General features: G+C 67.1%; 19 protein-coding genes and 4 pseudogenes. 18 read left to right on the top strand and 5 right to left on the bottom strand.

Translation table 11 applies throughout. The annotated features are described in order from the left end of the window. Positions 1-804: 804 nt before the first annotated feature. The 5 genes from AB0M59_RS29435 to AB0M59_RS29415 are packed head-to-tail and all read left to right on the top strand — an operon-like array spanning position 805 to position 3456. Entirely contained in the window at positions 805-1182 is a 378-nt protein-coding gene (locus tag AB0M59_RS29435; protein ID WP_364621318.1) for a TIR domain-containing protein, read from the top strand. Next, a complete protein-coding gene (locus AB0M59_RS29430; protein ID WP_364621315.1) occupies positions 1140-2135 on the top strand; it encodes a caspase family protein in 996 nt (331 codons plus the stop codon). Before AB0M59_RS29435 ends, AB0M59_RS29430 begins: the two co-directional genes overlap by 43 nt. Further along, on the top strand, positions 2132-2608 hold the full coding sequence (locus tag AB0M59_RS29425) for a hypothetical protein (protein ID WP_364621313.1): 477 nt from the start codon (positions 2132-2134) through the stop codon (positions 2606-2608). Before AB0M59_RS29430 ends, AB0M59_RS29425 begins: the two co-directional genes overlap by 4 nt. Further along, on the top strand, positions 2605-3255 hold the full coding sequence (locus AB0M59_RS29420) for a DUF6338 family protein (RefSeq protein ID WP_364621310.1): 651 nt from the start codon (positions 2605-2607) through the stop codon (positions 3253-3255). The genes AB0M59_RS29425 and AB0M59_RS29420 overlap by 4 nt, the downstream gene beginning before the upstream one ends. Beyond that, complete coding sequence (locus tag AB0M59_RS29415; protein ID WP_176170833.1) at positions 3256-3456, top strand: hypothetical protein; 201 nt, start codon at positions 3256-3258, stop codon at positions 3454-3456. A 212-nt stretch (positions 3457-3668) separates the two neighbouring features. Here AB0M59_RS29415 and AB0M59_RS29410 read toward each other — a convergent pair whose 3' ends face one another. Beyond that, a complete protein-coding gene (locus tag AB0M59_RS29410) occupies positions 3669-6734 on the bottom strand; it encodes a TIR domain-containing protein (protein ID WP_364621307.1) in 3066 nt (1021 codons plus the stop codon). Between the two features lie 657 nt (positions 6735-7391). On the opposite strand from AB0M59_RS29410, the gene AB0M59_RS29405 reads away from it, so the two are divergent. The 6 genes and pseudogenes from AB0M59_RS29405 (at position 7392) to AB0M59_RS29380 (ending at position 13589) form a co-directional block, all read left to right on the top strand. Next, on the top strand, positions 7392-9377 hold the full coding sequence (locus AB0M59_RS29405; protein WP_364621304.1) for a hypothetical protein: 1986 nt from the start codon (positions 7392-7394) through the stop codon (positions 9375-9377). 380 nt (positions 9378-9757) lie between these two features. After that, positions 9758-10072: a transposase gene (locus tag AB0M59_RS29400; protein ID WP_364621302.1), complete on the top strand. Its 315-nt coding sequence runs from the start codon at positions 9758-9760 to the stop codon at positions 10070-10072. Further along, a pseudogene (locus tag AB0M59_RS29395) lies at positions 10069-10662 on the top strand (IS3 family transposase); the annotation flags it as partial. The gene AB0M59_RS29400 and the pseudogene AB0M59_RS29395, both read left to right, overlap by 4 nt. A gap of 293 nt (positions 10663-10955) precedes the next feature. Further along, positions 10956-12155 (top strand): IS30 family transposase, encoded by a 1200-nt coding sequence (locus AB0M59_RS29390; RefSeq protein ID WP_364621404.1) that lies wholly within the window; start codon positions 10956-10958, stop codon positions 12153-12155. Positions 12156-12195: 40 nt separating this feature from the next. Beyond that, positions 12196-12363 (top strand): annotated as a pseudogene (locus AB0M59_RS29385) (integrase core domain-containing protein); the annotation flags it as partial. Positions 12364-12429: 66 nt separating this feature from the next. Continuing rightward, positions 12430-13589, top strand: a protein-coding gene (locus tag AB0M59_RS29380) for an IS3 family transposase (protein ID WP_364621299.1) whose coding sequence is annotated in 2 segments (ribosomal slippage) — positions 12430-12708 and positions 12711-13589 — 1158 coding nt in all. Because the reading frame shifts where the segments join, the coding sequence is not laid out codon by codon here. A 320-nt stretch (positions 13590-13909) separates the two neighbouring features. Here the strand turns inward: AB0M59_RS29380 and AB0M59_RS29375 are convergent. Further along, positions 13910-14170 carry a hypothetical protein gene (locus AB0M59_RS29375; protein ID WP_364621296.1) on the bottom strand — a complete coding sequence of 87 codons (261 nt, stop codon included), beginning with the start codon at positions 14168-14170 and terminating at the stop codon, positions 13910-13912. A gap of 1448 nt (positions 14171-15618) precedes the next feature. Here AB0M59_RS29375 and AB0M59_RS29370 point away from each other — a divergent pair. After that, positions 15619-16617: an IS481 family transposase gene (locus tag AB0M59_RS29370; protein WP_364621293.1), complete on the top strand. Its 999-nt coding sequence runs from the start codon at positions 15619-15621 to the stop codon at positions 16615-16617. Here the strand turns inward: AB0M59_RS29370 and AB0M59_RS29365 are convergent. Next, positions 16598-17902 carry an MFS transporter gene (locus tag AB0M59_RS29365; protein WP_364621289.1) on the bottom strand — a complete coding sequence of 435 codons (1305 nt, stop codon included), beginning with the start codon at positions 17900-17902 and terminating at the stop codon, positions 16598-16600. The two genes, AB0M59_RS29370 and AB0M59_RS29365, sit on opposite strands and share 20 nt — an antisense overlap. Before the next feature lie 154 nt (positions 17903-18056). Between AB0M59_RS29365 and AB0M59_RS29360 the strand changes: the two genes are divergently transcribed. From AB0M59_RS29360 to AB0M59_RS29345, 4 genes and pseudogenes are all read left to right on the top strand, one after another. Then, on the top strand, positions 18057-18971 hold the full coding sequence (locus tag AB0M59_RS29360; protein ID WP_364621287.1) for a DUF5937 family protein: 915 nt from the start codon (positions 18057-18059) through the stop codon (positions 18969-18971). 132 nt (positions 18972-19103) lie between these two features. Continuing rightward, positions 19104-20129: pseudogene (locus tag AB0M59_RS29355) on the top strand (glycoside hydrolase family 15 protein); the annotation flags it as partial. 134 nt (positions 20130-20263) lie between these two features. Then, positions 20264-20491, top strand: a pseudogene (locus AB0M59_RS29350) (glycoside hydrolase family 15 protein); the annotation flags it as partial. A gap of 73 nt (positions 20492-20564) precedes the next feature. Continuing rightward, the gene (locus AB0M59_RS29345; protein WP_364621401.1) at positions 20565-21578 is read left to right on the top strand and encodes a trypsin-like peptidase domain-containing protein; all 1014 of its coding nucleotides are present in this window, start codon (positions 20565-20567) and stop codon (positions 21576-21578) included. A 154-nt stretch (positions 21579-21732) separates the two neighbouring features. Here the strand turns inward: AB0M59_RS29345 and AB0M59_RS29340 are convergent, their stop codons facing one another. Continuing rightward, on the bottom strand, positions 21733-22056 hold the full coding sequence (locus AB0M59_RS29340) for a copper chaperone PCu(A)C (RefSeq protein WP_364621284.1): 324 nt from the start codon (positions 22054-22056) through the stop codon (positions 21733-21735). A 315-nt stretch (positions 22057-22371) separates the two neighbouring features. Between AB0M59_RS29340 and AB0M59_RS29335 the strand changes: the two genes are divergently transcribed. After that, a complete protein-coding gene (locus AB0M59_RS29335; RefSeq protein WP_364621281.1) occupies positions 22372-23832 on the top strand; it encodes a sugar porter family MFS transporter in 1461 nt (486 codons plus the stop codon). Between the two features lie 20 nt (positions 23833-23852). Continuing rightward, positions 23853-24245, top strand: a complete 393-nt coding sequence (locus AB0M59_RS29330) for a DUF6292 family protein (RefSeq protein ID WP_364621278.1) — start codon at positions 23853-23855, stop codon at positions 24243-24245. A gap of 28 nt (positions 24246-24273) precedes the next feature. On the opposite strand, the gene AB0M59_RS29325 is transcribed toward AB0M59_RS29330, so the two are convergent. Next, a complete protein-coding gene (locus AB0M59_RS29325) occupies positions 24274-24594 on the bottom strand; it encodes an STAS domain-containing protein (protein ID WP_364621275.1) in 321 nt (106 codons plus the stop codon). Positions 24595-24653 lie beyond the last annotated feature (59 nt).

The raw sequence follows: 24653 nt of genomic DNA, 5'->3' as shown, positions 1-24653 counted from the left end.
ACGGCGCGCAGACCCGACGACCCAGGCCGCGAGCTCCAAGTAATCGCCTGGTCCTGGCCAGTAGACGTCGAGGGGGACCAGCTTGCCGATGTGGTCGAGCCCCAGACGAACGAGGGTGTTGTGGGGACGAGGGATGGGGATGACACCTGGCGCCAGGACAGCGAATGGCCATCAGATGAGTCCTCGTCGCTGGTCGCGCCTTTGAGCAGCGGCGACTGGTGGTTCTGTTGTGATGGTCCTGTAACCGGTGCAGCAATCCCAGCCACTGATCCCGATGTGGCAGCGACTAGTCGGGCGTCGTGTGCAGCTCCCGTGCGTGCGTCGCGTCGATCACCCGAGTGCATCACGGCACGGATCGCCGAATCCGGCAAACCGCGAGCGCGACAACGTGGCGACTGGAGGCCGGGACACCCAGCCCACCGTCCGGTCGCGCGGCAAGATCAAAAACCAGCCCAAGTCGTACCCCGACCGGGTCACTAGCAGCAGTGCCGCACCCAATCAACCCCCGATGCCCACCGTCGACGATCGCGCCAGACACTCTGTCACCGAACGTTCCAATCGTTAGACTGTGAGTAATCTGAGGAAGGTTGTCGTTTCGCGCCGAGATACCGCGTGAATAGCCCAAACTCGCTTTCGAGTGTTCGAATCCCGTGGCGTATCCATCACCGAGGGTGACCGAATTGCCCCGAACGAACGGAGCAGTCCCGATTTTGTCGGTGCCCTCGGGTACGGTCACTCGCTATCAGAGTCGCCGCGCAGCATGGGATGTCTACGCGTCGAGGGAAAGGCACGAGAGGGCTCACGATGGCGGACCAGAAGACAGTGTTCATCGCATTTGCCAAGGAGGATGTGGCGAGCCGGAACCTGTTCAACGGGCAGCGGTTGCTGGTGCACTCGCCATACGGGTACACGGACATGTCGGTGAAGGAGCCCTACGAGAGCGAGTGGAAGGCCAAGGTCCGGACCCGGATCCGCCGCTCGGACGGGGTGATCGCGCTGATCAACTCGAGCACGCCGAAGGCGGACGGGCAGCTGTGGGAGATCAAGTGCGCGGTCGAGGAGGACAAGCCGCTGCTGGGCATCTGGCTGGGACAGTACCGGGTCAAGCCTGCGGAGATGGGGTCCGCGCGGTGCACAGCATGGACGTGGGACACGATCGCCGCGTTCATCGACGGGCTGTAGCCATGCGGCGCGCTCTGCTGGTCGGCATCGACCACTACGATCACCAGCGGCCGCTGACCGGGTGCGTCAACGACGCGACGGCGCTGCAGCCGCTGCTCGCCCGCAACGAAGACTCCACCAAGAACCTCGACTGCCGACTGCTGACCGGGACGGTGACCCGCAACGACCTGCTGGGCGGTGTGCGGGCCCTACTGGCCGGCGGCGCGGACTTCGCGGTGCTGTACTTCGCCGGCCACGGCACGCCCGTCGACGGCGACGTCGCCCTTGTCACCAGCGACGGCCAAGGCGAGACGCCTGGAGTCCTGTTCGCCGAGGTGCTGACGATCGCCCGGAAATCGCAGGTCAAGGAGATCGTAGTGATCCTCGACTGCTGCTTCTCCGGTGGCGCGGGCACCGTCGCCGCGCTCACCGAGGCAGCCGTGCTGCGCAGCGGCATGTCGATCCTGACCGCCAGCCGCGGTGACCAGTACTCCGCCGAGGCCGGCGGGCGCGGCCTGTTCTCCACTCATCTGGAGGGTGCGATCGAGGGTGGCGCTGCTGACGTGCTGGGCCACGTCACCGTCGCCGGTCTCTACGCCTATGTCTCGGAATGCTTCGACGCCTGGGAGCAGCGGCCGACGTTCAAAGCCAACGTCGACCGGCTGCATGACCTGCGACGATGCGAGCCGTCGGTGCCGTTGCCCACGCTGCACAAGCTGCTGGAGTGGTTCCCCGATCCAGCGCACCACTACCAGCTCGATCCCACCTACGAGCCGGACAAGTCGCAGTCCGGACTGGACCCGCACCCCGAGCACGAGGAGATCTTCGACCAGCTGCAGAAGTGTCGGGCAAACAAACTGGTCGAGCCGGTGGATCATCAGCACATGTACTTCGCAGCGATGGAGAGCGGCAGCTGTCGGCTGACCCCGCTCGGGCGACACTATTGGCAGATGGCCAAGCGAGGGACCCTGTGACGACGATCGGGATCAGCGGACACCAGAACCTGCCCGACATCGCCCGACGCCAAGCCGAACACGACATCCGCGCGCTGTTCGCACAGAAGCCCGGGCCGGTGACCGGGCTGTCCAGCCTCGCCGCCGGCGCGGACCACCTGTTCGCGCAGCTGCTGCTCGCAGCAGGACATCGGCTACACGCGGTGATCCCGTGCCGCGGCTACGCCGACACCTTCAACCCCGGTGACCTCGCGGTCTACCAGGAACTGCGGGGCGCGGCCGCCGAGGTCACCGAACTGGACTTCGCCGAGCCCAGCGAGGTCGCGTTCGACGCCGCCGGCAAGTACGTGGTCGAGCACTGCGAACTGCTGGTCGCGGTGTGGGACGGGCGACCAGCCCACGGCCTCGGCGGCACCGGCGACGCAGTCAACCACGCCCGCGAGCTCGGCCGCGACGTGTTGATCTCCTGGCCCGAGGGGGTCCGGCGGACGTGATCGCCACCTTCCAGGGACTGCTGGTGGCCGTGCTGGCGCTGCTGCCCGGCGCGGCCTACACCTTCGCGCTGGAACGAGTCACCACCGGCTACGGGGTCAGCTTCTCCGATCGCCTGGTGCGGTTCCTGGCCGCCTCCGCGGTGATGCACGCACTGCTGGCCTTCGGTGAGTACTGGGTCTATCGGTACCTGGTCGTCGAGCGACGGCTGGTCAATGGGACCGCCAACCTGTGGCTGCTGGAGGTCCTGGCCTTGGCCTACGTGCTGGGCCCAATCATGGTGGGCAGCGTCGTGGGCTGGGGCCACAAGAAGCACAAGAAGTGGGGGACGCTGCTGGTGGGGGCGGCCGTCGAGCCCCGGGCCTGGGACTACCTGTGGCGACGCGCCGACCGCGCGATCGTCCGGATCAAGCTCAAATCCGGGATCTGGCTGGCCGGCTATCGCGGCGAAGCTCCCAATGGCCAGCGCAGCTACGCCTCCGCACATCCCGAAGAAGGCGACCTCTACCTGCCTCTGAGCTTCACCATCAACCCCTCCAGCGGCGAGCTGACGCTGGACGAGAACCGCCGTCCCTTGCCCGTGCCCGGAGAGTCCGGGCTGCTGGTGCGGTGGACCGAAATCGAATACCTCGACATCAAGGAGTTCTAGATGCCCGACTACAGCAGCCGCGAGGTCCAGTACCGTGTCGTTCCCGACGGCGGCGATCACGTCATCGAGAAGCGCGGCGGCTATGAGGCGCCGAGCACGCCGTTCGCGCTGCCCGAGATGCCGGCCGGACCAGCTCAGGGGGCCTCCCCTGCTGGCGGGTCGGACGCCCAGTCGCAAACCACATCGACCAGCGATGACTGACCACGAATCGCGGTAAAGACTCGCGGACGGAGTGGGCCGTAGGGGCGACCCATTGGTCACGGGAGAGCCAAACCGCGACGGTCGGCTGATCCTGCGGAGACGGTCTTTCAACAGGAGCGCACAGATTGTCGCGGCTACGGTAATCACGATCATCGGGTGCGGGGCGGGTGAACAAGCTCCCACGAGGGCCAGCTGAGCTACGCATCGGGCAATCACCACCAGGCGGCACTGGGAGTGCCGTCCGGCTCCAGCCCGTAGTGCCGGATCTGCTGCCATCGTCGGTCGTCCCGGCATGCTTCCGCGATCATCCATAGAGACTCGGCATCTCCGGCGTTCGCGGCTCGTACCGCCAAGGCTTCCGCTTGCCGTACCTCGCCTCGGTTGCCTCGCGCAGCGACGAGGCTGCGGTAAACGGCGGGGTATCCGGCGCGTGCGGCCTGGTCTGCCAAGCGCTCCGCCTCGTCGTACTCGCCGTTGGTCTCGCAGACCTCGCTCAGCAGCTCGAGGTCGTGACTGCTTGGCCGGCTCCCCGCGGCCTCCGCGTCGGCGATCGTCTGCCGGAGCGATCTTTCCAGCTCGGCTGCGCCACCACTACGTTGCTGGATGTCGTGCAGGGGTCGTCGAACAACGGTCTTGACACCTTTGGCAGCAGACGCACGAAGCTCGCGCGCTTCCACAGCGTCCCCAGCCTCGGCACGCAGGCGAGCCAGCTGGCGGAGCGGGCGCCCGCGGTAGATCCCGGCAGCTGCGGCGGCTTCCCGCAGGAAGTGTTCCGCGCGAACGTTGTCACCCGCTGACTCGGCGTGTTGCGCCAGCATTTCAAAGGCGACATAGTCGCCCTGTTCTGCAGCCAAGGCGAGCCAGCGCTCCGCTTCGTCGGTGTCTCCGCGGACGTCACAACAGCGCGCGACTTCGATCTGCGCGGCCGCATCACCCGCCTCGGCGCCGCGCCGAAAGGAGATCTCCGCCAGTCTCGCGTTCCCACTTTCGCGGTACAGCCGACCGGCGTGCGCGTACGCGGTGAAACTGCCGAGCGCTCCGGCACGCTCGTAAAGCAGAGTGGCGTGCCGGGTCCGTCCCCTGGCTGCGGCAGCACCGGCGAGAACCATCAGCGCGTCAGCATCGAGGTGGGAGCAGGCGCCGTCCCAGAACGCCACAGGTGGAACGTCGAAGGAACGCCGGCCACCAGCCCAATGGGCGATGTAGTCGGCCAGCCGATACCCGGGTTCGCCCGGGGGATTGTGGCCGGGTTTGGGACGCCACTGCACCAGCAGACCCGCAGCACCGCGGCAGGGCGCAAGAGCGAGCCCGAGCGCTTCCTGGAACCAGTCCTCGCCGGTCGCCTGCCACTCGGTGTCCGAAAGGTAGCCCGGTGCCGCCCGCTCCAGGAACGACCACGGAACGTCACCGGCGTAACCCAGCCGGCGGGCATCGGCGGCGACGTCGATGACGGCGTGCGCGGCTACTGGGGCGACCTGGTACCGCTCAACCATCGCTGGTGCGCCCGCGAGGTACTGGGTGATTTCGCAAGATCGAGTGTGGCGCAGCGCTTGGCGAAGCCGTGAATCAATCTGCGCCGCTTCGCCTAGTGCCGCAAGCTCCGCCTGGTCGAAGCGCGAGGGCACCGCGATCTGAACGTCCTTGACGAGCTGTCCCGCTTGGGTGCAGGAGCCAAGATCCGCCGCCGGATCCACGGAGCTGATCGTACGCATTCGCTCCGGCCAAATGGTCCCGAGAACCAGGACGGGTGCGTTACGTCGATCTCGAAGCAGAGCCCGAAGCCGAGCCGCCACCTCTTCGCCCAGGCTGGGATCGGACGTGAGGAGGTACTGCTGGAGCTCGTCGAGCCAGACAACGGTCCGGGGCGGCACCTCGGCGAGCCCGTCGAGCAGCGCCTGCGGCGGCCTCGGCGAGATCGGATGCCAGACACTCCAGCCCGCCGGCAACTGTTTCACAGTTTCGAAACAGGCCCTCGTCTTTCCCGTGGAGGAACCCCCAACAAGGATCGCGATGCCGCTGGTGCCGGCGATCGCTTGCCGCACCTTGTCCAGAAGCTTTCGGTCGTGTGGCCGCGTCACGTATCGAGGCAAGGCTGGTAGCACCTCGCCTCCCGCATCCTGCGAGATGGCCCGATGGACATCGAGTTCGAACGGATCCAGGTCTTCGACGGGGACGAGCGGCAGACCGGGCCGGATCGTGGCAGGCAGCGGTTGTACCGCGACCTCACCCGCCACGGTGGAAAACGGCGGAAGAACCGGGACCTCACCCAGCGGAGGGCGGACGTAAGCGGGTTGAGCCGTAATCGTGCGCAGCAGCTCATCGATTCCTGCCTGGGTTAACGCTGCAAGCACGTAGTGGCCGCCGCAGTACGGCTGGAGAAACGATGAGATCTCGTCGATCGAACAGCCTGGCAGCACCACCGGGAGCAGCTTAGCTGTCCAGACGGCGCGATCCCGGTGGAGCAGGTCTCGAATGAGCGCTGCCTCGCTTTGCACGCCGCGGTTGTCGCTGGTGGCCACCACGCCGTCGCCGACATGGCGGTACCTCGGCGACGCCACGACCAGGACGAAGTCGGCGTTTTCGATGCACCCGGTAGCCCACGATCCCCAGTCCTTGCGCGCGGGCCCGGCCCACGAATCCAGGTCGACGTCGATACCGTTGTGCACCAGCAGCTCCGCCAAGGCGCGTACGGCGACCTTATGCGCCTCGTCATCGTGTGCATACGACACGAAAACCCTCACGCGATCAGGTGACACCGGCGCGCGGCACACGAGCTGGATCGTCCTTGCGCTCCCAGGCGGCCGCAGCGTGATCTCTCCGCCTCGCGATCGATGCAGTCCGGCCTGTTCGAGGCGCTCGATCACCTTGGTCTGTTCGCCGACCGGTTCCGCGTTCGATGCCGTGCTGTACAGCCTGGTCACCGCGATTCCGACCTCGACCCGGTCCACGGAGAACAGCGGGTTCCCCGCGCCGCTCAGGTCCACGATGGAGTGCCCCTCGAAGCCAAACCAGCGGAGGAACGTGGTCGCGAGGGCATCAGAGACGACCGCCCGGGCCGTCGCGCGCGGCAGATCGACACGCCACTCGACGCCGTGGATCCCGGAAGCCGCCGCCGACCCGGCATACCGCTCCACCAAGGCTCGCACCGTCGCCGACAACTCGGCCGGCTCCACCGCCAGCGCATCGGCCAAGGCGGCGACCAGCGAGACGTCGACGGTCACGACTGTTGTACCACCGGCGGCGGTCAGCAACCCGGCCAGCCGGTTCTCGAGCTCCACAAACGGATTCTAACTGTTCGCAAGTTCCGGCACCGCGGCCCAGAACCGGGGCACCGTAACGTCGGGACGCGCCACCGCGACTCGGACAAAGACGCGCGTGGTGACGCACCAGCCAACCAGACGGAGTGATTGCGATGGCCACCTCGCGCACCTCAGAGGCGACGGGGCGGTTGTGGGAGGCCAGATGTGCGTTCGAGGATTTCGGGCCGCCGCGGAGCGGCGTGGCGATGGGACGTGTTCGCTGGGCTCACCGACATGCCCTGACACATGCGGCACGCCCTGCTGGGCGGCTTCGACCACAACGACCGCCGGCGTGACCTTGGCGACTGCGTCGACGATGCGACCGCGTTGGCACAATCCTGCAGCGTTCTGATCTCCAGGACCGAGGAGTTCAGCAGATATGAACGCTACTTCGAGGGGATTGCTCGCAGATGTGTTGGCCTTGCTCCCCGATGCGGTCTCCACCTTCGCAACGGACCGGTTCTCGACCGGCTATGGGGTCGACTCCCTCCGCTAGGTCGTCCGGTCGCTCGCCGTCTCTGCCGTGCTGCGCATCACTCACCGTCAGGACGACAAGCGACGTCTACCCCGCGCACAGCCTTTTACCCAGTAAGGACAACCAGTCGACCTGACTGCCATAGTCTAGAAGGAAACCCGGTGGATCCGAACCATCCTCCCACTTGGGCCACCGGCCTCGTCGACTGGGCGACGTCCACCTGGACTGGACGCGTCGTGTGCGGCCTGGTCGTGCTAGCCATAGTCCTGTCCCGCCTGGGTAGAATCTTCAAGAAAATCATCCCGGTCGTCGTAGGCTGCCTGCCGATCGTTGTCACCTTCCTCTCCGCTTACTGGTTCGAGACACCGAGGACCTTCGACGCCGCCGGTTCTTCATGCGAAACGGCCAACAGTGCCTTATCCGTGTCGGAACCGGGCAACGGCGTCATCGCCGGACCGGTTGTCCCCGTGGAACTGCGGCTCCAGTCGAACAGCACCGACCTGTCATGGCTTGAGCAGTACTGGGCTATTCAGTGTGCGCTTTCCCGGACCTTCGACGATCACGGCGACACGGTCCTGATCGGGATCATGGACTATGCCACAAGCACTCAGGCTGCCGACCGGGTCGATCCGCCGAGCTCTCTATCGCCGTCGAACCTGCCTGGCAAGACGCACGCCTCGTTCGGCCCTACGGTGCGACCCGACGGAACGACCGTCGCGGAGGTCCAGTTCGCATCCGGCCGCCTCTTCACCGACGTGGTTGTCGACGTTCCGGGGCACGACAGCGAGTCAGCCGTCCGCGCGCGCGACTTGGCGATCAGCGCCGCACGAGCCACCAGTGATCACGAACGCGAGGCTGCCGACGTGGACGCACACCGGCCGTTCAGGGACTACCTCGCCGGGGTATGGGCCGCCTGGCTGGTCGTCCTGGCGATCCTGCCGGCCGTCATCTTGACCTTCGCGGACAGCGACCGCCGCAAACTTCTCGCCCTGCACCTCCAAGTCCTGGTACTCGAGATCCTCGGTTTCACCGGTATCGGTTCACGAATCGGCCTTTTATCCGAAATATCCGCGCCCGGCCGATCGTTGGTCACCCGCATCCGCGCGATACGCGCAGCACGCGCGCTCAGCAGCCTTTTCTCGGTCGCGGCGTGGGCAGTGGCACTGCTCCTCTTGCTCCGGTGGTTCCCGCCGCAGACTCCGTTGTGGGTGACTTCTGTGATGGTAGGCGGGATATACTTCTCAGCCGACCTCGTCCGCACAGCGTTTCTCGGGGTTATACCACGATATCGGTACCTCCGGGTTGTCTCCTGGCGTGAGTGGATCCGTCGACTCCTGTCGTTAGCAGTCGAGGCGACCTACGTCGGTCTCGTCGTTTACTCGGCAGGCATGTTGGCCATCGCCTGGGTCTGGACTCCGATCGACACCCCGAAGGCAGCGAACCCAATCGCTCCGATCGTCTACATGTGGCTTTTCGGGCCGATAGTTTTCCTTTCTGTCAGCGCGATCTTCCGTGCGGCGTCGCGTCGTGTCCAGGCACGTGATCTGGAGACGACACTCCGAAATGACCCACGACCTCAGGTGCTCTACCTGCGCTCATTCAGGGACGACCGGCATGCAATTCCCATTCATCTTTCGGTATACGAGTCGCTAGGCCAGCTCTTCGACTGGTCCCGGAAGTCGAGATTCGAGGAGGTCCTGGTTCGGCGTCTCTGGCGTCACGGGCCGGTCCTCGCTGTAGGGCGCCCCGGTGAGAAGCGGGCAAAACTCGGTGCTGCCCGGCTCTACTACCCCGAAGACGCGTGGCAGGAACCAGTGCGGAATCTCGTGGCCTCCAGCGCGTTGGTGGTCGTCACGATGGGAAAGACGCCGAGCCTCGGCTGGGAGCTGCGCACCCTCCGCGACTTAGGCGCGCTCAGGAAGACGATCGTCGTCATCCCCCCGACTCGTGACAGCCTCGCACGTGCGTCGGTGCTTGCGGAGCTTCTTGACCTTCACAAACCGTGGACGGGCTACGACGGAATCCGACATCCGATCGCATTCCGGTTCGACGAAGATGGCTCGTGCCAAGCCGTGTACGGCGATGTCTTCGACGATGTCGCGTACGAGCTCGCCCTAACAGCTGCCGTCCGGCCGATCGTCGCGTAACAAATGCAGCCGCATCACGACCTCAACCGGTGAACCGACACGTCGCAGGCGCTGGCAGGGAGTAACGTTGACCGAAATCTTCGCTGGACTCCGTGTCACCGAGACTGTCGCGGCAGCCCTCAGCTTGGCGGCGACCCGCCGATCCGGCGGTAGGAGCCTGGACACGCAGACACTGCTGTGGGCGCTCGCGGCAACAGATACCGTTGGCGACTGGCACCGGCTTCTCCTGACCGACCAGCCAGCGTCCGATCCTGCGAGCACCTCCGTACACACGTGGGCCGCGGTGCCGTTGACCGGAACCTGGGCTTGACCCGGTTTGGCGGACACCTCCGATCAGGGGCGCAAGCCCCCTGGAAGGGATGTCCCTCATCATGGATCCCATGGCCAAGAAGAAGCCCCGGGCGCGTCAGCGGCCTCGGCGGGTGTTCACCCCTGAGTTCAAAGCGCAGATCGTCGAGCTGGTGCAACGCGGCGAGCGAACCGTGCCCGACGTGGTCCGCGACTTCGAGCTGACCGACTCCTCAGTGCGGAAATGGATCACCCAGGCCGAACGCGACGCCGGGACCCGCACCGACGGGCTGACCAGCAACGAGCAGGCCGAGCTCGCCGCGCTGCGGAAAGAGAACACACGGCTACGTGAGGACGTGGAGATCCTCACACGAGCGACGGCTTTCTTCGCGAAGGAGACCCGGTGAACGTCTACCCGTTCATCGAGGCGGAGAACGTCAGCGCAGGCGGCAACGTCAAACGTGCCTGCGCCCTGCTGAAGGTCTCCCGAGCCGCCTACTACACCCACCGCACCACCGGCCCCTCACAACGCGCCCGCGACGACGCCGCACTGACCGAGAAGATCATCGAGGTGCACGAGGACTCCCGGGGCACCTATGGTGCGCCGCGGGTGCACGCCGAACTGCAGGCCCAGGGCCACCGGCACGCCCGCAAACGCATCGCCCGGCTGATGCACCAGGCCGGCCGGGCCGGGCGGGCACCGAAACGATGGCGGACCACCACCGTCGCCGACCCGGCCGCCCCGGCCCGCCCGGATCTGATCAATCGCGGTTTCTCCTGCCACCCGGCCGAACTCAACACCCGGTGGTGCGGGGACATCACCTACATCCCCACCTGGGAAGGCTGGCTGTATCTGGCCACCGTGATCGACCTCGCCTCCCGGCGGGTCGTCGGCTGGGCCACCGCCGACCACCTGCGCACCGACCTGATCGACACCGCGTTGCGTAATGCGCTCGCCCAGCGCCGCCCCACGCCTGGGGTGATCTTCCATTCCGACCGGGGTTGTCAGGGTGGATTCAACCGGTCGTCGCAACACCGCGATCGCGGGGGTGTGCGATGGGACGGGGAAGAAAGCAGACACCTGAGGATTCGGCACGGGCGCGGCGGCAGTGGGCGGCGGATCGGGCGATGCGGCCGCCGATGCGTTCACCGGGGCGACCGGAGCCGTCTCGGGCGGTGCAGCGCGATTTCTGGCGGCGCATCGCTTCCGGCGCGACGACAGCCGAGGCTGCGGAGGCGGTTGGCGTGTCATGGCCGGTCGGGTCCCGCTGGTTCCGCCACGCTGGCGGCATGCCGCCGATCAGCCTGGACGAGCCAACGGGTCGCTACCTGTCGTTCGCCGAGCGGGAGGAGATCGCGCTGCTGCGCGCCCAGGACGTCGGCGTGCGCGAGATCGCTCGCAGGATCGGCCGCGACCCGGGAACGATTTCACGCGAACTGCGGCGCAACGCGGCGACCAGGAGCGGGAAGCAGGTTTATCGGGCTGTGGTGGCGCAATGGAAGGCGCAGCAAGCTGCGAAGCGCCCGAAAACTGCGAAGCTGGCAGGCAACGACAGATTGCGTGAGTACGTCCAGAACCGCCTCGCCGGCGCCGTCCGTCGACCCGACGGGACGATCGTAACCGGCCCTGAGCCGCCGGCGTGGAAGGGATTGAACAAGCCGCATCGGCAAGACAGGCGATGGGCGACAGCGTGGAGCCCGGAACAGATTTCGCACCGGCTCCGGGCTGACTTCCCCGATGATGAGTCCATGCGCATCAGCCACGAGGCGATCTACCAGTCGCTTTTTATCGAGGGACGTGGCGCGCTCAAGCGGGAACTGGTCGCTTGCCTGCGCACGGGCCGGGCATTGCGGACGCCCCGAGCGCGGTCGCAGAACAAGCCGCAAGGGCACGTCACCGCGGATGTCGTCCTTAGCGAGCGTCCCGCAGAGGCTGCGGATCGCGCGGTCCCGGGTCACTGGGAGGGTGATCTGATCATCGGGACCGGTCGGTCCGCGATCGGCACACTCGTCGAGCGCAGCAGCCGATCCACGCTCCTGGTGCATCTGCCACGACTGGAGGGTTGGGGCGAGAAACCACCTGTGAAGAACGGCCCACCGCTCGGCGGCTACGGCGCCATCGCGATGAATGCCGCGCTGACGACGTCGATCACGAAGCTACCCGAGCAGCTCCGCAAGACCCTCACTTGGGACCGGGGGAAAGAACTCTCCGGTCATGCCCAGTTCGCGCTCGATACCGGGACGAGAGTCTTCTTCGCCGACCCACACTCGCCCTGGCAGCGTCCGAGCAACGAAAACACCAACGGTCTGCTGCGCCAGTACTTCCCCAAGGGCACCGATCTGTCCCGCTGGTCCGCCGAGGACCTTGAAGCCGTCGCCCTGGCTATCAACAACCGGCCCCGCAAAATCCTCGGCTGGAAGACTCCGACCGAAGTCTTCGCCGACCAGCTACGCTCGCTACAACAGCCAGGCGTTGCAACGACTGATTGAACTCGCCCAGTACACCTCGGCTCAGTTCGCCCGCACCGCCGCCGAGGCCGGGGTGCGGCTTTCGGTCGGCCGCAAAGGTCAGTGCTGGGACAACGCGGTCGCAGAGTCGTTCTTCGCCACCATCAAAACCGAACTGCTCGACCGGCAGCCTTGGCCCACCAAAACCCTGGCTCACCAGGCGATTTTCAACTATGTCGAAGGGTGGTAGGGTCTGCCCAGGGTCTGGTTGACACCTCACCTGTGAGGCTTCGGCCTCGCCTGGAAGGATGTCACCGTGCCCAAGCCCTACCCCCGCGAGTTCCGTGACGACGTCGTCGCCGTCGCCCGCCGCGGCGAGACCCCGCTGAAGCAGGTCGCCAAAGACTTCGGGATCTCCGAATCCTGCCTGGCCAACTGGCTGCGCGCCGCCGACGTCGAGGACGGCACCCGGCCCGGCGTGACCCCGGACGAGTCCGCCGAGCTACGCGAGTTGCGTAAACGCAACCGCCTGCTGGAGCAGGAAAACGAGGTTCTGCGCAAGGCCGCGGCCTACCTCGCGCAGGGCAACCTGCCGGGAAAATAGTCTTCCCGCTCGTCCGTGAACTGGCCGCGGCCGGCGCCCCTGTGCGGGTGTCGGTCGCGGTGACGTGCAGGGTGCTGGGCATCTCCCGGCAGGCCTACTACCAGTGGTGCGCGGCCCCGGTCTCGCAGCGGGACTTCGACGACGCGCAGCTGATCAACGCCGCGCTCGAGATCCACGCCGACGACCCGGCCGACGGATACCGGTTCATCGCCGACGAACTCGCCCGCCGGGGTTTCACCGCGTCGGAGAACCGAGTGTGGCGGATCTGCTCCATGCAGCAGATCTTCTCGCTGCACGCCAAGAAGAAAGGCCGTTCCCGCAAGGCCGGGCCGCCGGTACACGACGACCTGGTCCGCCGCGACTTCACCGCCACCGCGCCTAATACCAAGTGGCTGACCGACATCACCGAGCATCCCACCGGTGAGGGCAAGCTGTATCTGTGTGCGGTCAAGGACTGCTACTCCAACAAGATCGTCGGGTACTCCATCGCCTCGCACATGCGAGCCTCACTCGCCCTCAGCGCACTGCGTAACGCGATCGCGCTGCGCGACCCGCACGGTGCCGTCGTCCACTCCGACCGCGGCGCCCAATTCCGATCGGCGGCCTACCGGCGCCTGTTGCGTGCCCATGGGCTGACCGGGTCGATGGGCCGGGTCGGTGCCTGTGGTGACAACGCCGCGATGGAATCGTTCTTCTCCTTGCTGCAAAAGAACGTCCTCGATACCCGGCGGTGGCGCACCCGTGAGGAACTCCGGTTGGCGATCGTGTCCTGGATCGAGACGAAGTACCACCGCAAACGGCGCCAACGCGCCCTGGGCAAGCTCACCCCGGTCGAGTTTGAGACCATCTACACGACCGCAGCAGCGGCCTGAGAAACAGTCAGCTCCGGTGTCAACCGAAGTCTGGGCAGACCCGTACAACACCCGCCGCCGGCACTCCAGCCTCGGCTACCTCAGCCCCAGCAGCTACGAACAAACCACCCAGCCGGCTACCGCACCTGAAGTAGCCTGACCCCACTCATCAACCCTGTCTGCCAAAACGGGGCAAGCCCACGTCGACGTCCGCGAAGACCACTTACTCAACGATCTTCGCGCCCGGTTTACCGAAGAGGTAAGCCACGACGCTTCCGCGATCGCGGACTACTTGAGGTCGAGTCACCTGACGATCATGTGCGGCGGTCCCACGCATGAAGTCAAACCCTGCCGCCCACCACGCATACATGCCGCAACAGACGAAACCACCGGAGGGCAGCTGCTGTTACGCGGTCGCCATCGGCCGGAGCACACCCCACAACCGCAACCAGACTCTCGCGGAACCGCTGGATGTCCTCGCCGCATGCCTGCACCACCTCGGCCGCACCGGCGAAGCGATCGCTTGCTGGCAGGAAGCCGTCGCCATCTACGCCGACACCGGCTATCTCCACCACGCCGCTGAAGTCCGTCAGCGCATCCACGCCGCCCAAGCCGCACCTTGGCTGGGCGCAGCCTCCGGGTAACCTCACTGACCAGCCGCATCTTGGGAATGCCAGGCTCTGTGGCCCTGACCCGAGCGCGGCCCCCGGAAGCCGCGTGCAGGCCTGGCCGAGGCAGAGACGTCACCCGTGGCTCACGCAACGGCGTCTACCTCGATGGACCGGTCGCCGCTGGCCTTCCTAACACCACCGACTGGCCTCAGCCGGTCCACCGTCGCGCTCAGCGCGGCAGCGCTGGGAACGGCTACCGCCGATCATCAATGCCGCGGCCGAGTTCGAGCACATGCTCGAGCTCCTCAACGCGCGCGCCCTGCGCGCCAAGGTGGAACGTCGCCGAGCTCGGCCCGAAGCCGAGGCCGTCGAGTGGACCACACTGTCAGCCACGGACCGGCTTGGCGGTCGTGCCGCGGGGCTCCCGGACCTCTTCCTTCTGCTCGCTGGCGGTTCCGCGCCGAGTCACTGTTCGGCAAGCAGCCTCTATCCGCGCCGCCGAGCGCTCCCCCACCAGCGACCGGCCCCGCCGCGGTGTCGCGGCCGGCTGCGGCGCCGGAATCGGTCCGCCGCCGGGCCACTGCCGAGGACGATGGCTGAGGACCTCTCTTGCGCCCAGATCCAACGCCTGGCATTAGAAAAACGATCAGCTGCGCAAGGCTGGCCCACGCCACGGCACACGTCGCAACCCTCGAACACAGGTAGATCATGAACCGATCACATGCGCCAGCGCCCGGCAATACTCGGTGCCCCAACTAAGAGGGAAGGGTGTTTTGGAGTACCCGGTTAGCGAGGCACAGCGCGTACTCAGCGTGCAGGTTTCGCGCATGCGCTCCGTATGCGTCGGCGTAGTCGACGTATGCCTGCAAGACCTGAGGATCATCTCCGTGACTGATATATCCTTCGATCAGCAGATGTACAGCATACGCGGAAGCTGCCGACGCTGACACGTTGATGCTCGCACAATCTGGACTGTCGGAGCTGATAAGCGCATCGACATCTTTTGTCAATCGATCAATATCTACGCCTGACAGTTTGGGCAGTGAGCGAAGCTTCGTCAACCATTCATCGCGGCTCTTCGTCAGTCGAGATTTCTGGGCTTCCCTCGAAAATTCCGGTCTCGCCATCGACCATCACCTCGGATCAGAACGATGCATCTCTACGCAGATGGGTCGTTGAACCTGTGGTTCGCGTTACAGCGCCTGAACTCCAGCCAGCAAGCTGCGCGACAGCGTGCGCGCGCTCTACGACCAGCGCTGGGCCATTCGAGTGGCCGGCAGTGTGCGCCGGAACGTGGCCAGCATGGCTAGCGATCACTAGCTGTATTGACCACGGAGGTTGGGTACGGGGCGACACGTGATCGGATGATCTTGGCGTGAGGGAGGGCCTCCAGGTTCGGTGTGGATTGCGACATCTGCACCGGCTACCAGGAGGCCCTCGTGACCCACGCTAACGCACCCCTGACCCCGACCGGCAGACTGCGCCTGGCCCGCTGCGTCGTCGAGGACCGGTGGCCGCTGCGACGAGCCGCGGAACGGTTCCAGGTCTCGGTCACCACCGCCGCCCGATGGGCCCGCCGCTACCGCGACCACGGCGAAGCCGGCATGACCGACCGCCCGTCACGGCCTGCCACCAGCCCGAACCGGACCCCGACCCGGACCGAGCGACGGATCATCAAAGTCCGCGTCCTGCGCCGGTGGGGCCCGGCCCGCATCGCCTACCTGCTCGGCCTCAACCCTTCCACGGTGCATCGGGTCCTGACCCGCTACCGGCTGGCCCGCCTGCAGCATCTGGACCGGGCCACCGGCCGGGCGGTCCGCCGCTACGAACACGACGCGCCCGGTGATCTGGTGCATGTGGATATCAAGAAGCTGGGCAACATCCCCGACGGCGGCGGCCACCGCGTTCACGGCCGTGCCGCCGGTGGCCGCAACAGCGCCGGCCACCGCGACCCGGCCCGGCCGCGCACAGTCGGTGGCCGCGCGAACCTCGGCTACGGCTACCTGCACAACGCCGTGGACGATCACAGCAGGCTGGCCTACACCGAGATCCTGCCCGATGAGACCAAGGAAACCGCTGCCGCGTTCTGGGTGCGGGCCCAGCAGTTCTTCGCCGAGGCCGGGATCACCGTCCTGCGGGTCCTGACCGACAACGGGTCCTGCTACCGCTCCCGGCTCTGGCGCGACACGCTGCGCGACGCGCAGATCGTCCACAAACGCACCCGGCCTTACCGACCGCAAACCAACGGCAAGGTGGAGCGGTTCAACCGGACCCCGCTCGACGAATGGGCTTATGACCGGCCCTACCGGTCCGAGACCGAACGGCGTGAGGCGCTTCCGGGCTGGTTGCACACCTACAATCACCACCGCGGCCACACCGCACTCGCCGGCAAACCACCCGCCAGCCGCGTCCCCAACCTCACGGGTCAATACAGCTAGGACAGGGATGCACCGGAATCCGACCCGAGACATAGCCATCCCGGTGGTCCCGACGCCGGACGGCACTCTCATGGCGTGACGGGCGGATCAGTGCCGGTATAAGGAGAAGCAGGACCAAAAACGTCCCGGTGCCGGCCAGGACGAACGTGGCGCGGGAGCCGACCACGCCGACGAGGAAACTGCCCACCGTGTAGGCGAAAGCGGCTCCCAGCTGCGCGGCCGTGCCGATCGTGCCGAACACCCGGCCGAGAAACGGGCGGGGCACGAGGTCCTGCACGACGGTGTCGTACCCGATGTTCTCCACGGCGTTGCCGGCACCCGCCACCAGCTGTGCCGCGACGACCACCGCGAGAACCGGGGCCAGTCCGTTGACGATCATGCCGGCGCCGGTGGCCACGACGGCGACGATGAGCAGGGCAACCGGTCTGCGCCCACGGGCCAGCCGGGTACAGGCGAGTGAGGCCATGAGCATCCCGGCGCCGAACGCGCTGGCTGCCATGCCGTACCCGGCCGGGCCGGCGTGGATCACGTCGCCGGTGAGGAAGATCAGCGCCACGTTGTCCACCGCGGCGAAGGCGACGAGCATGAAGAGGCTGAGAACGAGCACCAAGATCCGCCGGTTCGCCACGACGTGACGCAACCCCTCGCCCGCTTCGGCCCACACGCCCGTGACCGCGGCCGGGTCACGAGCCGGTGCGATGGCCGGGAGTCCCCTCAGCAGGAATGCCGACACGAGAAAGGTGGCTGTGTCGACGGCCAGCGCGGTGTGGGCGCCGCCGGGAGCTGCTCCCAGCAGGCCGCCCAAGCCCGGCCCGAGAGTGAGCGTCAGGGTTCGGCCCAAGCCGAAGAGGGCGTTGGCCGGTGCGCGGTCGGCCGGAGCGACCAACACCGCGACCAGGCTGCGACCGGCCGGGTTCCGGATCGTCGCCAGGATCGCGGCGACAGCGACGAGTGCGGTCAAACACGGCAAGGGCGGCAGGGTGATCGCGGTCAGCCCGATCACCAGCGCCGAGGCCAGTTCGCACCGCATCATCAATCGGCGTGTCCGGACACGGTCGGCGAGGACTCCGGCCAGCGGTCCGCCGAGCCGGGGCAGCGCGTTCGCGCCGAGCAGCAAGCCCATCCCGGTGGGGCCGTCTCGCGGGGCGACGAGCAGGACGAGTGCGGTCGTGGTGATCCCATCTCCGACGAACGACACCGCTCGCGACGCGCACAACGACCGAAATGCGGAGTTGCCGGAAAGGAGGTGAGTCTTGGACGCACGTGTCGGCAATGGTTCGACCATGACGACGAGAGTGCGGGAACGAGTACGGGGTTGCTGAGATTCGGTGGCGGCCGAATCCTGGGTGTAGCGTTTTTGCGCAATGACGCTCGTGCTGAGGTTCGGAAGCGGGGACGCGGCCCGGTGCCGGTTCGCGATCTCGCCGCTGCAAGAAACGATGTCGGCACTTCTGGTGCTCACGGAGCCGCGTCGCCACAGCTGGTACCTGTCGTGGCTGCGCGATGTCCAACCCGTCGTCGCCGGGCTTGATCTGGGAGTGCTGAACGCAGCCGCCCCGAGCAACGGGTACGGGCCGGACTTCCTGTGGCCGAGCCCGACCAGCCCGCTCACCACCATCGAAGACGACCTCGCACAGGTCCAGCGCACCGATCCCGTCATCGTCGCCGCCGAGCTTGCCGAGCACGCTCGTCGCGTCGATCGCCACGGCCCGCGCGACGCTCCCCACCGCTTCCTCACCGGCGACCCCGTCATCGCCCGGGACACACTGGTCGGACAGCAACGACTGGCCTGGCAGACATTGGTCGAGCCACTGTGGGATCGCATCCGCGGCCTGCTCGACGCCGACATCACGACCCGGGCACGGCAGCTGGCCGACGGCGGCCTGGAGGGACTGTTCACGGACCTGCACCCTCGAGCGACCTGGAAGAACGACGAGCTGCACCTCACCGGCTTCCGGCACAGCACGGTCGATCTGCGCGGCCGCGGCCTCATTCTCGTGCCCACGGCATTCGGGTGGCCGAACCTCGGGATCGGGCCGACCGATGCCATCTCCGCCACTCCCCCGGCGCTGGTCTACCCGATGCTCGGCGCGGCACGGCTGTGGGAACCGGCCCCGCCATCTCCCGCAATCGCCCGGCTTCTCGGCTCCGGACGCGCATCTGTGCTGGCCGAAACCGTCATCCCGAGCACCACCGGCGGTCTGGCCCATCGGGTCGGCCTCGCCCCGGCAACGGTCTCCGAACACCTCGCTGTGCTTCTTAAGGCCGGCTTGGTCACCGCCACGCGACGCGGTCGTGAAGTGCTCTACCGCCGGACACCGCTCGCAGCAGCACTCCTTCACCCCGACCCGTAGTGATTGAACGGCTCCCGGCGCCGGCCCTATGGCTACACCCGGCGCGACTTGGGCGTCCCGCACCCCAACCGAGCCTGGACTTCACCGAGGGGTCGCCGAAGCACAAACAACTTGCCGGAACCTGCCGCCGCCATGATCGCTGCCCTGGTCGCCCGCAGCGTCCTATCCGACCGCCGCCCTCGCCAGCGAGCTCGGCGTCCTCGCCTTCAAACGGGGGACGCCGAATGGTCCACCCACCGCGCGTCCCACCTGCCGCGCCCACGCCACGTCGACGCGGTGACCGCACTGGCCGAGACCGAACGGTTCTGGGCGGACTGGATGAGCCGGTGCCAATACGACGGGCAGTGGCCGGACGCGGTGCGACGCGCCCTGATCACGCTCAAAGCCCTCACCTACGCCCCGACCGGCGGCATCCTGGCCGCGGCGACGACGTCGCTGCCCGAGCAGCTCGGCGGCCCGCGCAACTGGGACTACCGGTACTGCTGGTTGCGCGACGCCACGTTCACCCTCCAGGCCCTCATCGGCACCGGCTACCACGACGAGGCCCGCGCCTGGCGGGAATGGCTGGTCCGCGCCGTCGCCGGCGACCCGGCGGACCTGCGGATCATGTACGGCCTCGACGGCAGCCGCCGGATCCCCGAGACCACACTGGACTGGCTGGCCGGCTACGAGAACTCGACACCGGTCCGCGTGGGCAACGCCGCCGCGGAGCAGTTCCAGCTCGACGTCTGGGGCGAAGTCCTCGACGGCCTGCATCTCGTCCGCGAAGCCGGCATCGCCACCAGCCACACCGCGTGGGACGTGCAGCGCAGTCTGCTGGATTTTCTCGAAAGCCACTGGGACCGGCCTGACAACAGCCTCTGGGAGGTCCGCGGCGAACGCCGCCACTTCGTGCACTCGAAAGTCATGGCCTGGGCCGGGCTCGACCGCGCGATCCGCAGCGTCGAACGCCACCACCTCGACGGCCCGGCCGACCGGTGGCGCGTGCTTCGCGACCGCATCCACGACGACGTCTGCACCCACGGCTACGACTCCGCCCGCAACACCTTCACCCAGTTCTACGGCTCGAAGGGCCTCGACGCCGCCCTGCTGCTCATTCCCCGTGTCGGGTTCCTGCCCGGCGACGACCTGCGCGTCCGCGGCACGGTCGACGCCGTCCGAGCCGAACTGGTCCACGACGGGTTCGTCCGCCGGTACGACCCCGACGCCGATGGCGGCGTCGACGGCCTCCCCGGCGGGAGGCGAGCTTCCTCGCCTGCAGCTTCTGGCTCGCCGACGCTCTCCACGGCACCGGACGCACCTCCGAAGCACGTGCGCTGTTCGAACGGCTCCTCGCCCTCCGCAACGACGTCGGGCTGCTTTCCGAGGAGTACGACACGAAACTGCGCCGCCAGGTCGGCAACACACCGCAGGCCTTCAGCATGGTCGGCCTGGTCAACACCGCCCGCCACCTGTCCGGCGCCCGAACCACCACCGACGCCGCCGGCGAAGCACAACGCCCCACCGGCGACACGTCGTGAGCAGCTGACGAGCGGCCGGCTTACGATTCCGTCAGGTACGTGTCCCGGTGTTCCGCCCGGGTATCTCGGCGTCATGCCGAACCTCAAAACCCTCTTACTAGCTGTCGCCGCGCTCGCGCTTCTCGGCGGCTGCAGCGAAACCACCTCAAACCCGACATCGACAGCCAGCCCGTCGAACCCGCCAGGCGCAGCACCGGCCGGCAACCTTCCCGATCTGGTGGACCAGCTCGGCCCGAGCGTCGTCACCGTCACCGTCGCGAATAGGCTGGGCAGCGGCGTCGTGCTCAAACCCGACATCATCGTCACCAACCGGCACGTCGTGGCCGACCAGAAACAGGTCTCCATCACCTACGCCGACGGGACTCAGTCCCCCGGCACCGTCCTGGCCACCGATCAGATCACCGACCTCGCGGTCATCCGCACCGACCGCAAGAACCTCCCGGTACCCAAGCTGCGCACCGACCTGCCTCGCCCGGGCGAACCCGTCCTGGCGATCGGCAGCCCGCTCGGGTTCGAGAACACCGTCACCTCGGGCATCATCTCCGGTCTGCATCGCGACGTGCCGGGTTCCGCGGCGCAGAGCGCTTCGCTGGTCGACCTGATCCAAACCGACGCCGCCATCTCGCCCGGCAACTCCGGCGGCGCACTCCTCGACACCTCCGGACAGCTGATCGGCATCAACGAGGCTTACCTGCCACCCAGCACCGGCGCGGTGTCGATCGGCTTCGCGATCCCTGCCGCCACCATGGTCGACACGACCGACCAGCTGCTCAAGTCCGGCGTGGCCAAACACCCCTACCTCGGGATCTCCATCGGCCGTCTCACCCCGGCGATTCAGCAGCGCCTCGATGTTCAGGTCGACCAGGGGGCGCTGGTTCTTGGTGTCGATCCCCACGGCCCGGCCGATGCTGCCGGCATCCGCGCCGGCGATGTCATCGTCAAGTTCGCCGGCCGAGCCGTACGGTCCGTCGACGACCTCCTGACGGAGCTTCGCGCCCACGACCCCGGCGCCCAAGCCGACCTCGAGGTCGTCCGTGGAAGCAACCATCAGCAGGCCACCGTCACAATCGGCAGCCGAACCGGCTGAAGAAGATAGTTGAGCACGGTCGGCCTCTGCAGCGTCGTCTCACAAGCGACCCGGTCGGTTCAGCCGCACCGGGCTTTCGATCGCCGGACGATCACCGACCGGCCACTCGCTCCCGGCACCGTTTCGGTCGAGGCACTCCAGCGGCCCCGGCGCGTCACGCCCGTTCATGGGGTGGACCGTGTTGGTTTCCGGACGCCCCGGGAACGACCGATACACCATTCCCGGCCGGCAGCGGCAGCTGGGAGACCTGTTCGGCCGTCCCGTCACAGGCGTGGTCCCAGTGCAGGGTGACCACTGCCGCCGCCCGACTGCTGGCGGCGGTCAGCGCCTCGTCCGTCGAGCCGCGGTTGACCAGGGTGAACCGGACCCGGGCGGCTTCCCCCTTCCGGTAGTCACCGCCCGGCGACGGCAGCAAGTACACGTTGAGCAGCGAAAGCTGGCCGAACTCCACACTCGTGCCCAGCGTGCCCGCCGGCACGTTCGGAGCCGGAGCGTACGTGGGCGGCCGCGGTGACACCGGCCGTTCCCCGGGTGCGGGCCGATCGCTGGACGCACAACCGGAGGCCAACACGACCGAGCAGACCGCGGCCCAGATCCCGCTACGGGCCACTCGGCGGCCCTGTTGCCGACCGGACCGGAATCGGCGTCCGTCTTGGCTCCGCTCCTCGCTCGTCCAGATCTGGCTCTTGCACCATCGAGTGGTCATCATGTTCCTCTTCGCGTTCATCGTGGAGCGTCCAGTACGTCTGGATTTCCCGCGAGGCAAAGGAAAACCGAGAGCAGCACCTGACGATTGCCTGACGATCCCGAGCCGGGGTTTCCCGTCGGCGACCACGGGCAACCGCCAGGACGCGGCTCAGAAGCGAAGCGGAAGGACGATCACATGGCCGGCTTCATCGCCACCATTCGCGAAGGTCACAACGCCCTGATCGCCCGCATTGCCGGGATAGCCGCCATCGGCGGCATGCTCTTCGGCTACGACACCGGTGTCATCTCGGGGGCGCTTCTCTACATCAAACGGGATCTCGGCGCCGGCACCTTCGAGCAGGAGCTCATCGTCAGCTCCCTCCTGGTCGGTGCCATGCTGGGTGCGGGACTTTCCGGTTGGACGGCCAAGCGCATCGGACGGCGCTGGACGAAGGTGATTTCCGGATCGGTGTACGTCGTCGGCTCGCTCGGGGCCGCTTTCGCCGTCTCGGTTCCGATGCTCGTCGGCTTCCGGGTGCTGCTCGGTCTGGCCGTGGGCACCGCCTCCTTCGTCAGCCCGCTGTACATCTCCGAATTGGCGCCACCCCGCATCCGCGGTGGTCTGACATCGTTCAACCAGCTGGCAGTCACCGTCGGGATCCTGGCGGCGTATCTGGTGAACTACGCTTTTTCCGGCGTCGCACACGATTGGCGCTGGATGCTCGGGCTCGCCGCGTTGCCCGGGGCCGCTCTGGCGGTCGGCATGCTCACCGTGCCGTCCTCTCCCCGCTGGCTGGTCCAGCAGGGACGCGAAGAGCAGGCGCGCCGCGTCGTCGAACGACTGCGGGAAGGTGACCCGCACGCCGATGTCGACGCCGAACTCGACGACATCCGCACGGCCGCCCGGGAAACCGGCCGGACCGGTATCGGCGCGCTGTGGGCCCCGAAGCTGCGGCCTCTGCTGCTCATCGGCCTCGGCCTGGCGCTGGCCCAGCAGTTCGTCGGTATCAACACGGTGATTTACTACGCTCCGACCATCCTGTCGGCGACGGGGTTGAGCGCCGGGGGCGCCATCGGGCAGTCCGTCTTCGTCGGGGTCACCAACGTCGTGTTCACCGTGATCGCCATTGTCCTGCTGGATCGGGTGGGCCGCCGGGGCCTGCTGCTCGCTGGCACGGCCGGTATCGTCCTCGGGCTGGCCCTCCTCGGCGTGTTCTTCCTCCTGCCCGGCCTGCAGCAGCAGGCACCGTGGCTGGCCCTGGCCGCGCTGCTGCTCTACATCGCCTCGTTCGCCGTCGGGCTGGGCCCGGTGTTCTGGCTGATGATCTCCGAGGTCTTCCCGCTGCCGGTCCGGAACATCGCGATGTCCGCTTGCACGGTCGGCAACTGGGCCGCCAACTTCGTCGTCTCCCTGACGTTCCTGTCGCTGGTTCAGGTGATCACACGGCCCGGCACGTTCTTCCTCTACACCGGCATCAGCCTGCTCGCCCTGTTGTTCTTCTGGCGGAAGATCCCCGAAACCCAGGGACGCAGCCTGGAACAGATCCAGCAACAGCTCACCGGCTGAACCACTCGATGGGGCCCCTCATGCCTTTGATCAGCAAACCCGAACTTCCCTCGCCGGAAGAGCGGGCGCTCACGGCCTACGTCCGGGCCGTCGCCGCGGAACTGGGAGTGACCGGCGACGACACCGGCAGCGAGATCAGCGAACTGGCGTCGGGATTCGTCCTGCTGTCCGAACGGACACCCGACCGACCTCTCCGGGAGCTGATCCTCACCTGGGACGACCGCCACGGCTGGGAGTTGGTGACCGAAGAGGACCGCGAGTTCTTCGCGGGCTTCCGCGGCAACTTGCTGCCCCAGCCACACGAAGTGGCCAGGTTCGTCGCCGACGCCCTCCGCGGGCATGACGCGCAGCCCGAGCCACGAGTCCCCATCGACGATCCACTCAGTGCACTGCTCGACCGCTACGGCGAGTAAGAAGGCCAGAGGCTGGCATCGAAGACGATCAGAGCCCGACCATTGCGAAGTACCGGCCGGCGCGACCAGCCGGTGCACACATGCGCACCGTCCGTCCCTGCGCCGTCAGCCGGTCGCGGACAGCGACGAGACGCCCGAGAACCGAGACACTGACGAACGAAACGTCACGGAAGTCCAGCACGAGATCATCGCTGAAGGCCGAAGTCGTCGCGCTTTCTCTCACACACTCGACAAGGCCATCAGCGTCAAGGGTGTCGACTTCGCCGGCGACCGTGATGACAACGGATCCTCTCGTGCGACGACGACTGATCACCGCATCCTCACCCTCGGCTGGCACAGGATTCTCCACCGGACATCCTCCAACGGTTTCCGAATCACCGTGGCGGCTGCGAGCGAGCCGCCTCTACA

The organism is Amycolatopsis sp. NPDC051371, from assembly GCF_040682155.1.
Lineage (GTDB): Bacteria > Actinomycetota > Actinomycetes > Mycobacteriales > Pseudonocardiaceae > Amycolatopsis.
The sequence above is the reverse complement of the archived record's forward strand: the minus strand, read 5'-3'. Positions and strand labels throughout refer to the sequence as shown.

Excerpts from the sequence above, each read along its gene's own strand:
- AB0M59_RS29435 (WP_364621318.1), top strand. The coding sequence starts at position 805 with ATGGCGGACCAGAAGACAGTGTTCATCGCATTTGCCAAGGAGGATGTG.
- AB0M59_RS29430 (WP_364621315.1), top strand. The coding sequence starts at position 1,140 with ATGGACGTGGGACACGATCGCCGCGTTCATCGACGGGCTGTAGCCATG.
- AB0M59_RS29415 (WP_176170833.1), top strand. The coding sequence starts at position 3,256 with ATGCCCGACTACAGCAGCCGCGAGGTCCAGTACCGTGTCGTTCCCGAC.
- AB0M59_RS29400 (WP_364621302.1), top strand. The coding sequence starts at position 9,758 with ATGGCCAAGAAGAAGCCCCGGGCGCGTCAGCGGCCTCGGCGGGTGTTC.
- AB0M59_RS29390 (WP_364621404.1), top strand. The coding sequence starts at position 10,956 with ATGCCGCCGATCAGCCTGGACGAGCCAACGGGTCGCTACCTGTCGTTC.
- AB0M59_RS29365 (WP_364621289.1), bottom strand. The coding sequence starts at position 17,902 with ATGGTCGAACCATTGCCGACACGTGCGTCCAAGACTCACCTCCTTTCC.
- AB0M59_RS29360 (WP_364621287.1), top strand. The coding sequence starts at position 18,057 with ATGTCGGCACTTCTGGTGCTCACGGAGCCGCGTCGCCACAGCTGGTAC.
- AB0M59_RS29345 (WP_364621401.1), top strand. The coding sequence starts at position 20,565 with ATGCCGAACCTCAAAACCCTCTTACTAGCTGTCGCCGCGCTCGCGCTT.
- AB0M59_RS29330 (WP_364621278.1), top strand. The coding sequence starts at position 23,853 with ATGCCTTTGATCAGCAAACCCGAACTTCCCTCGCCGGAAGAGCGGGCG.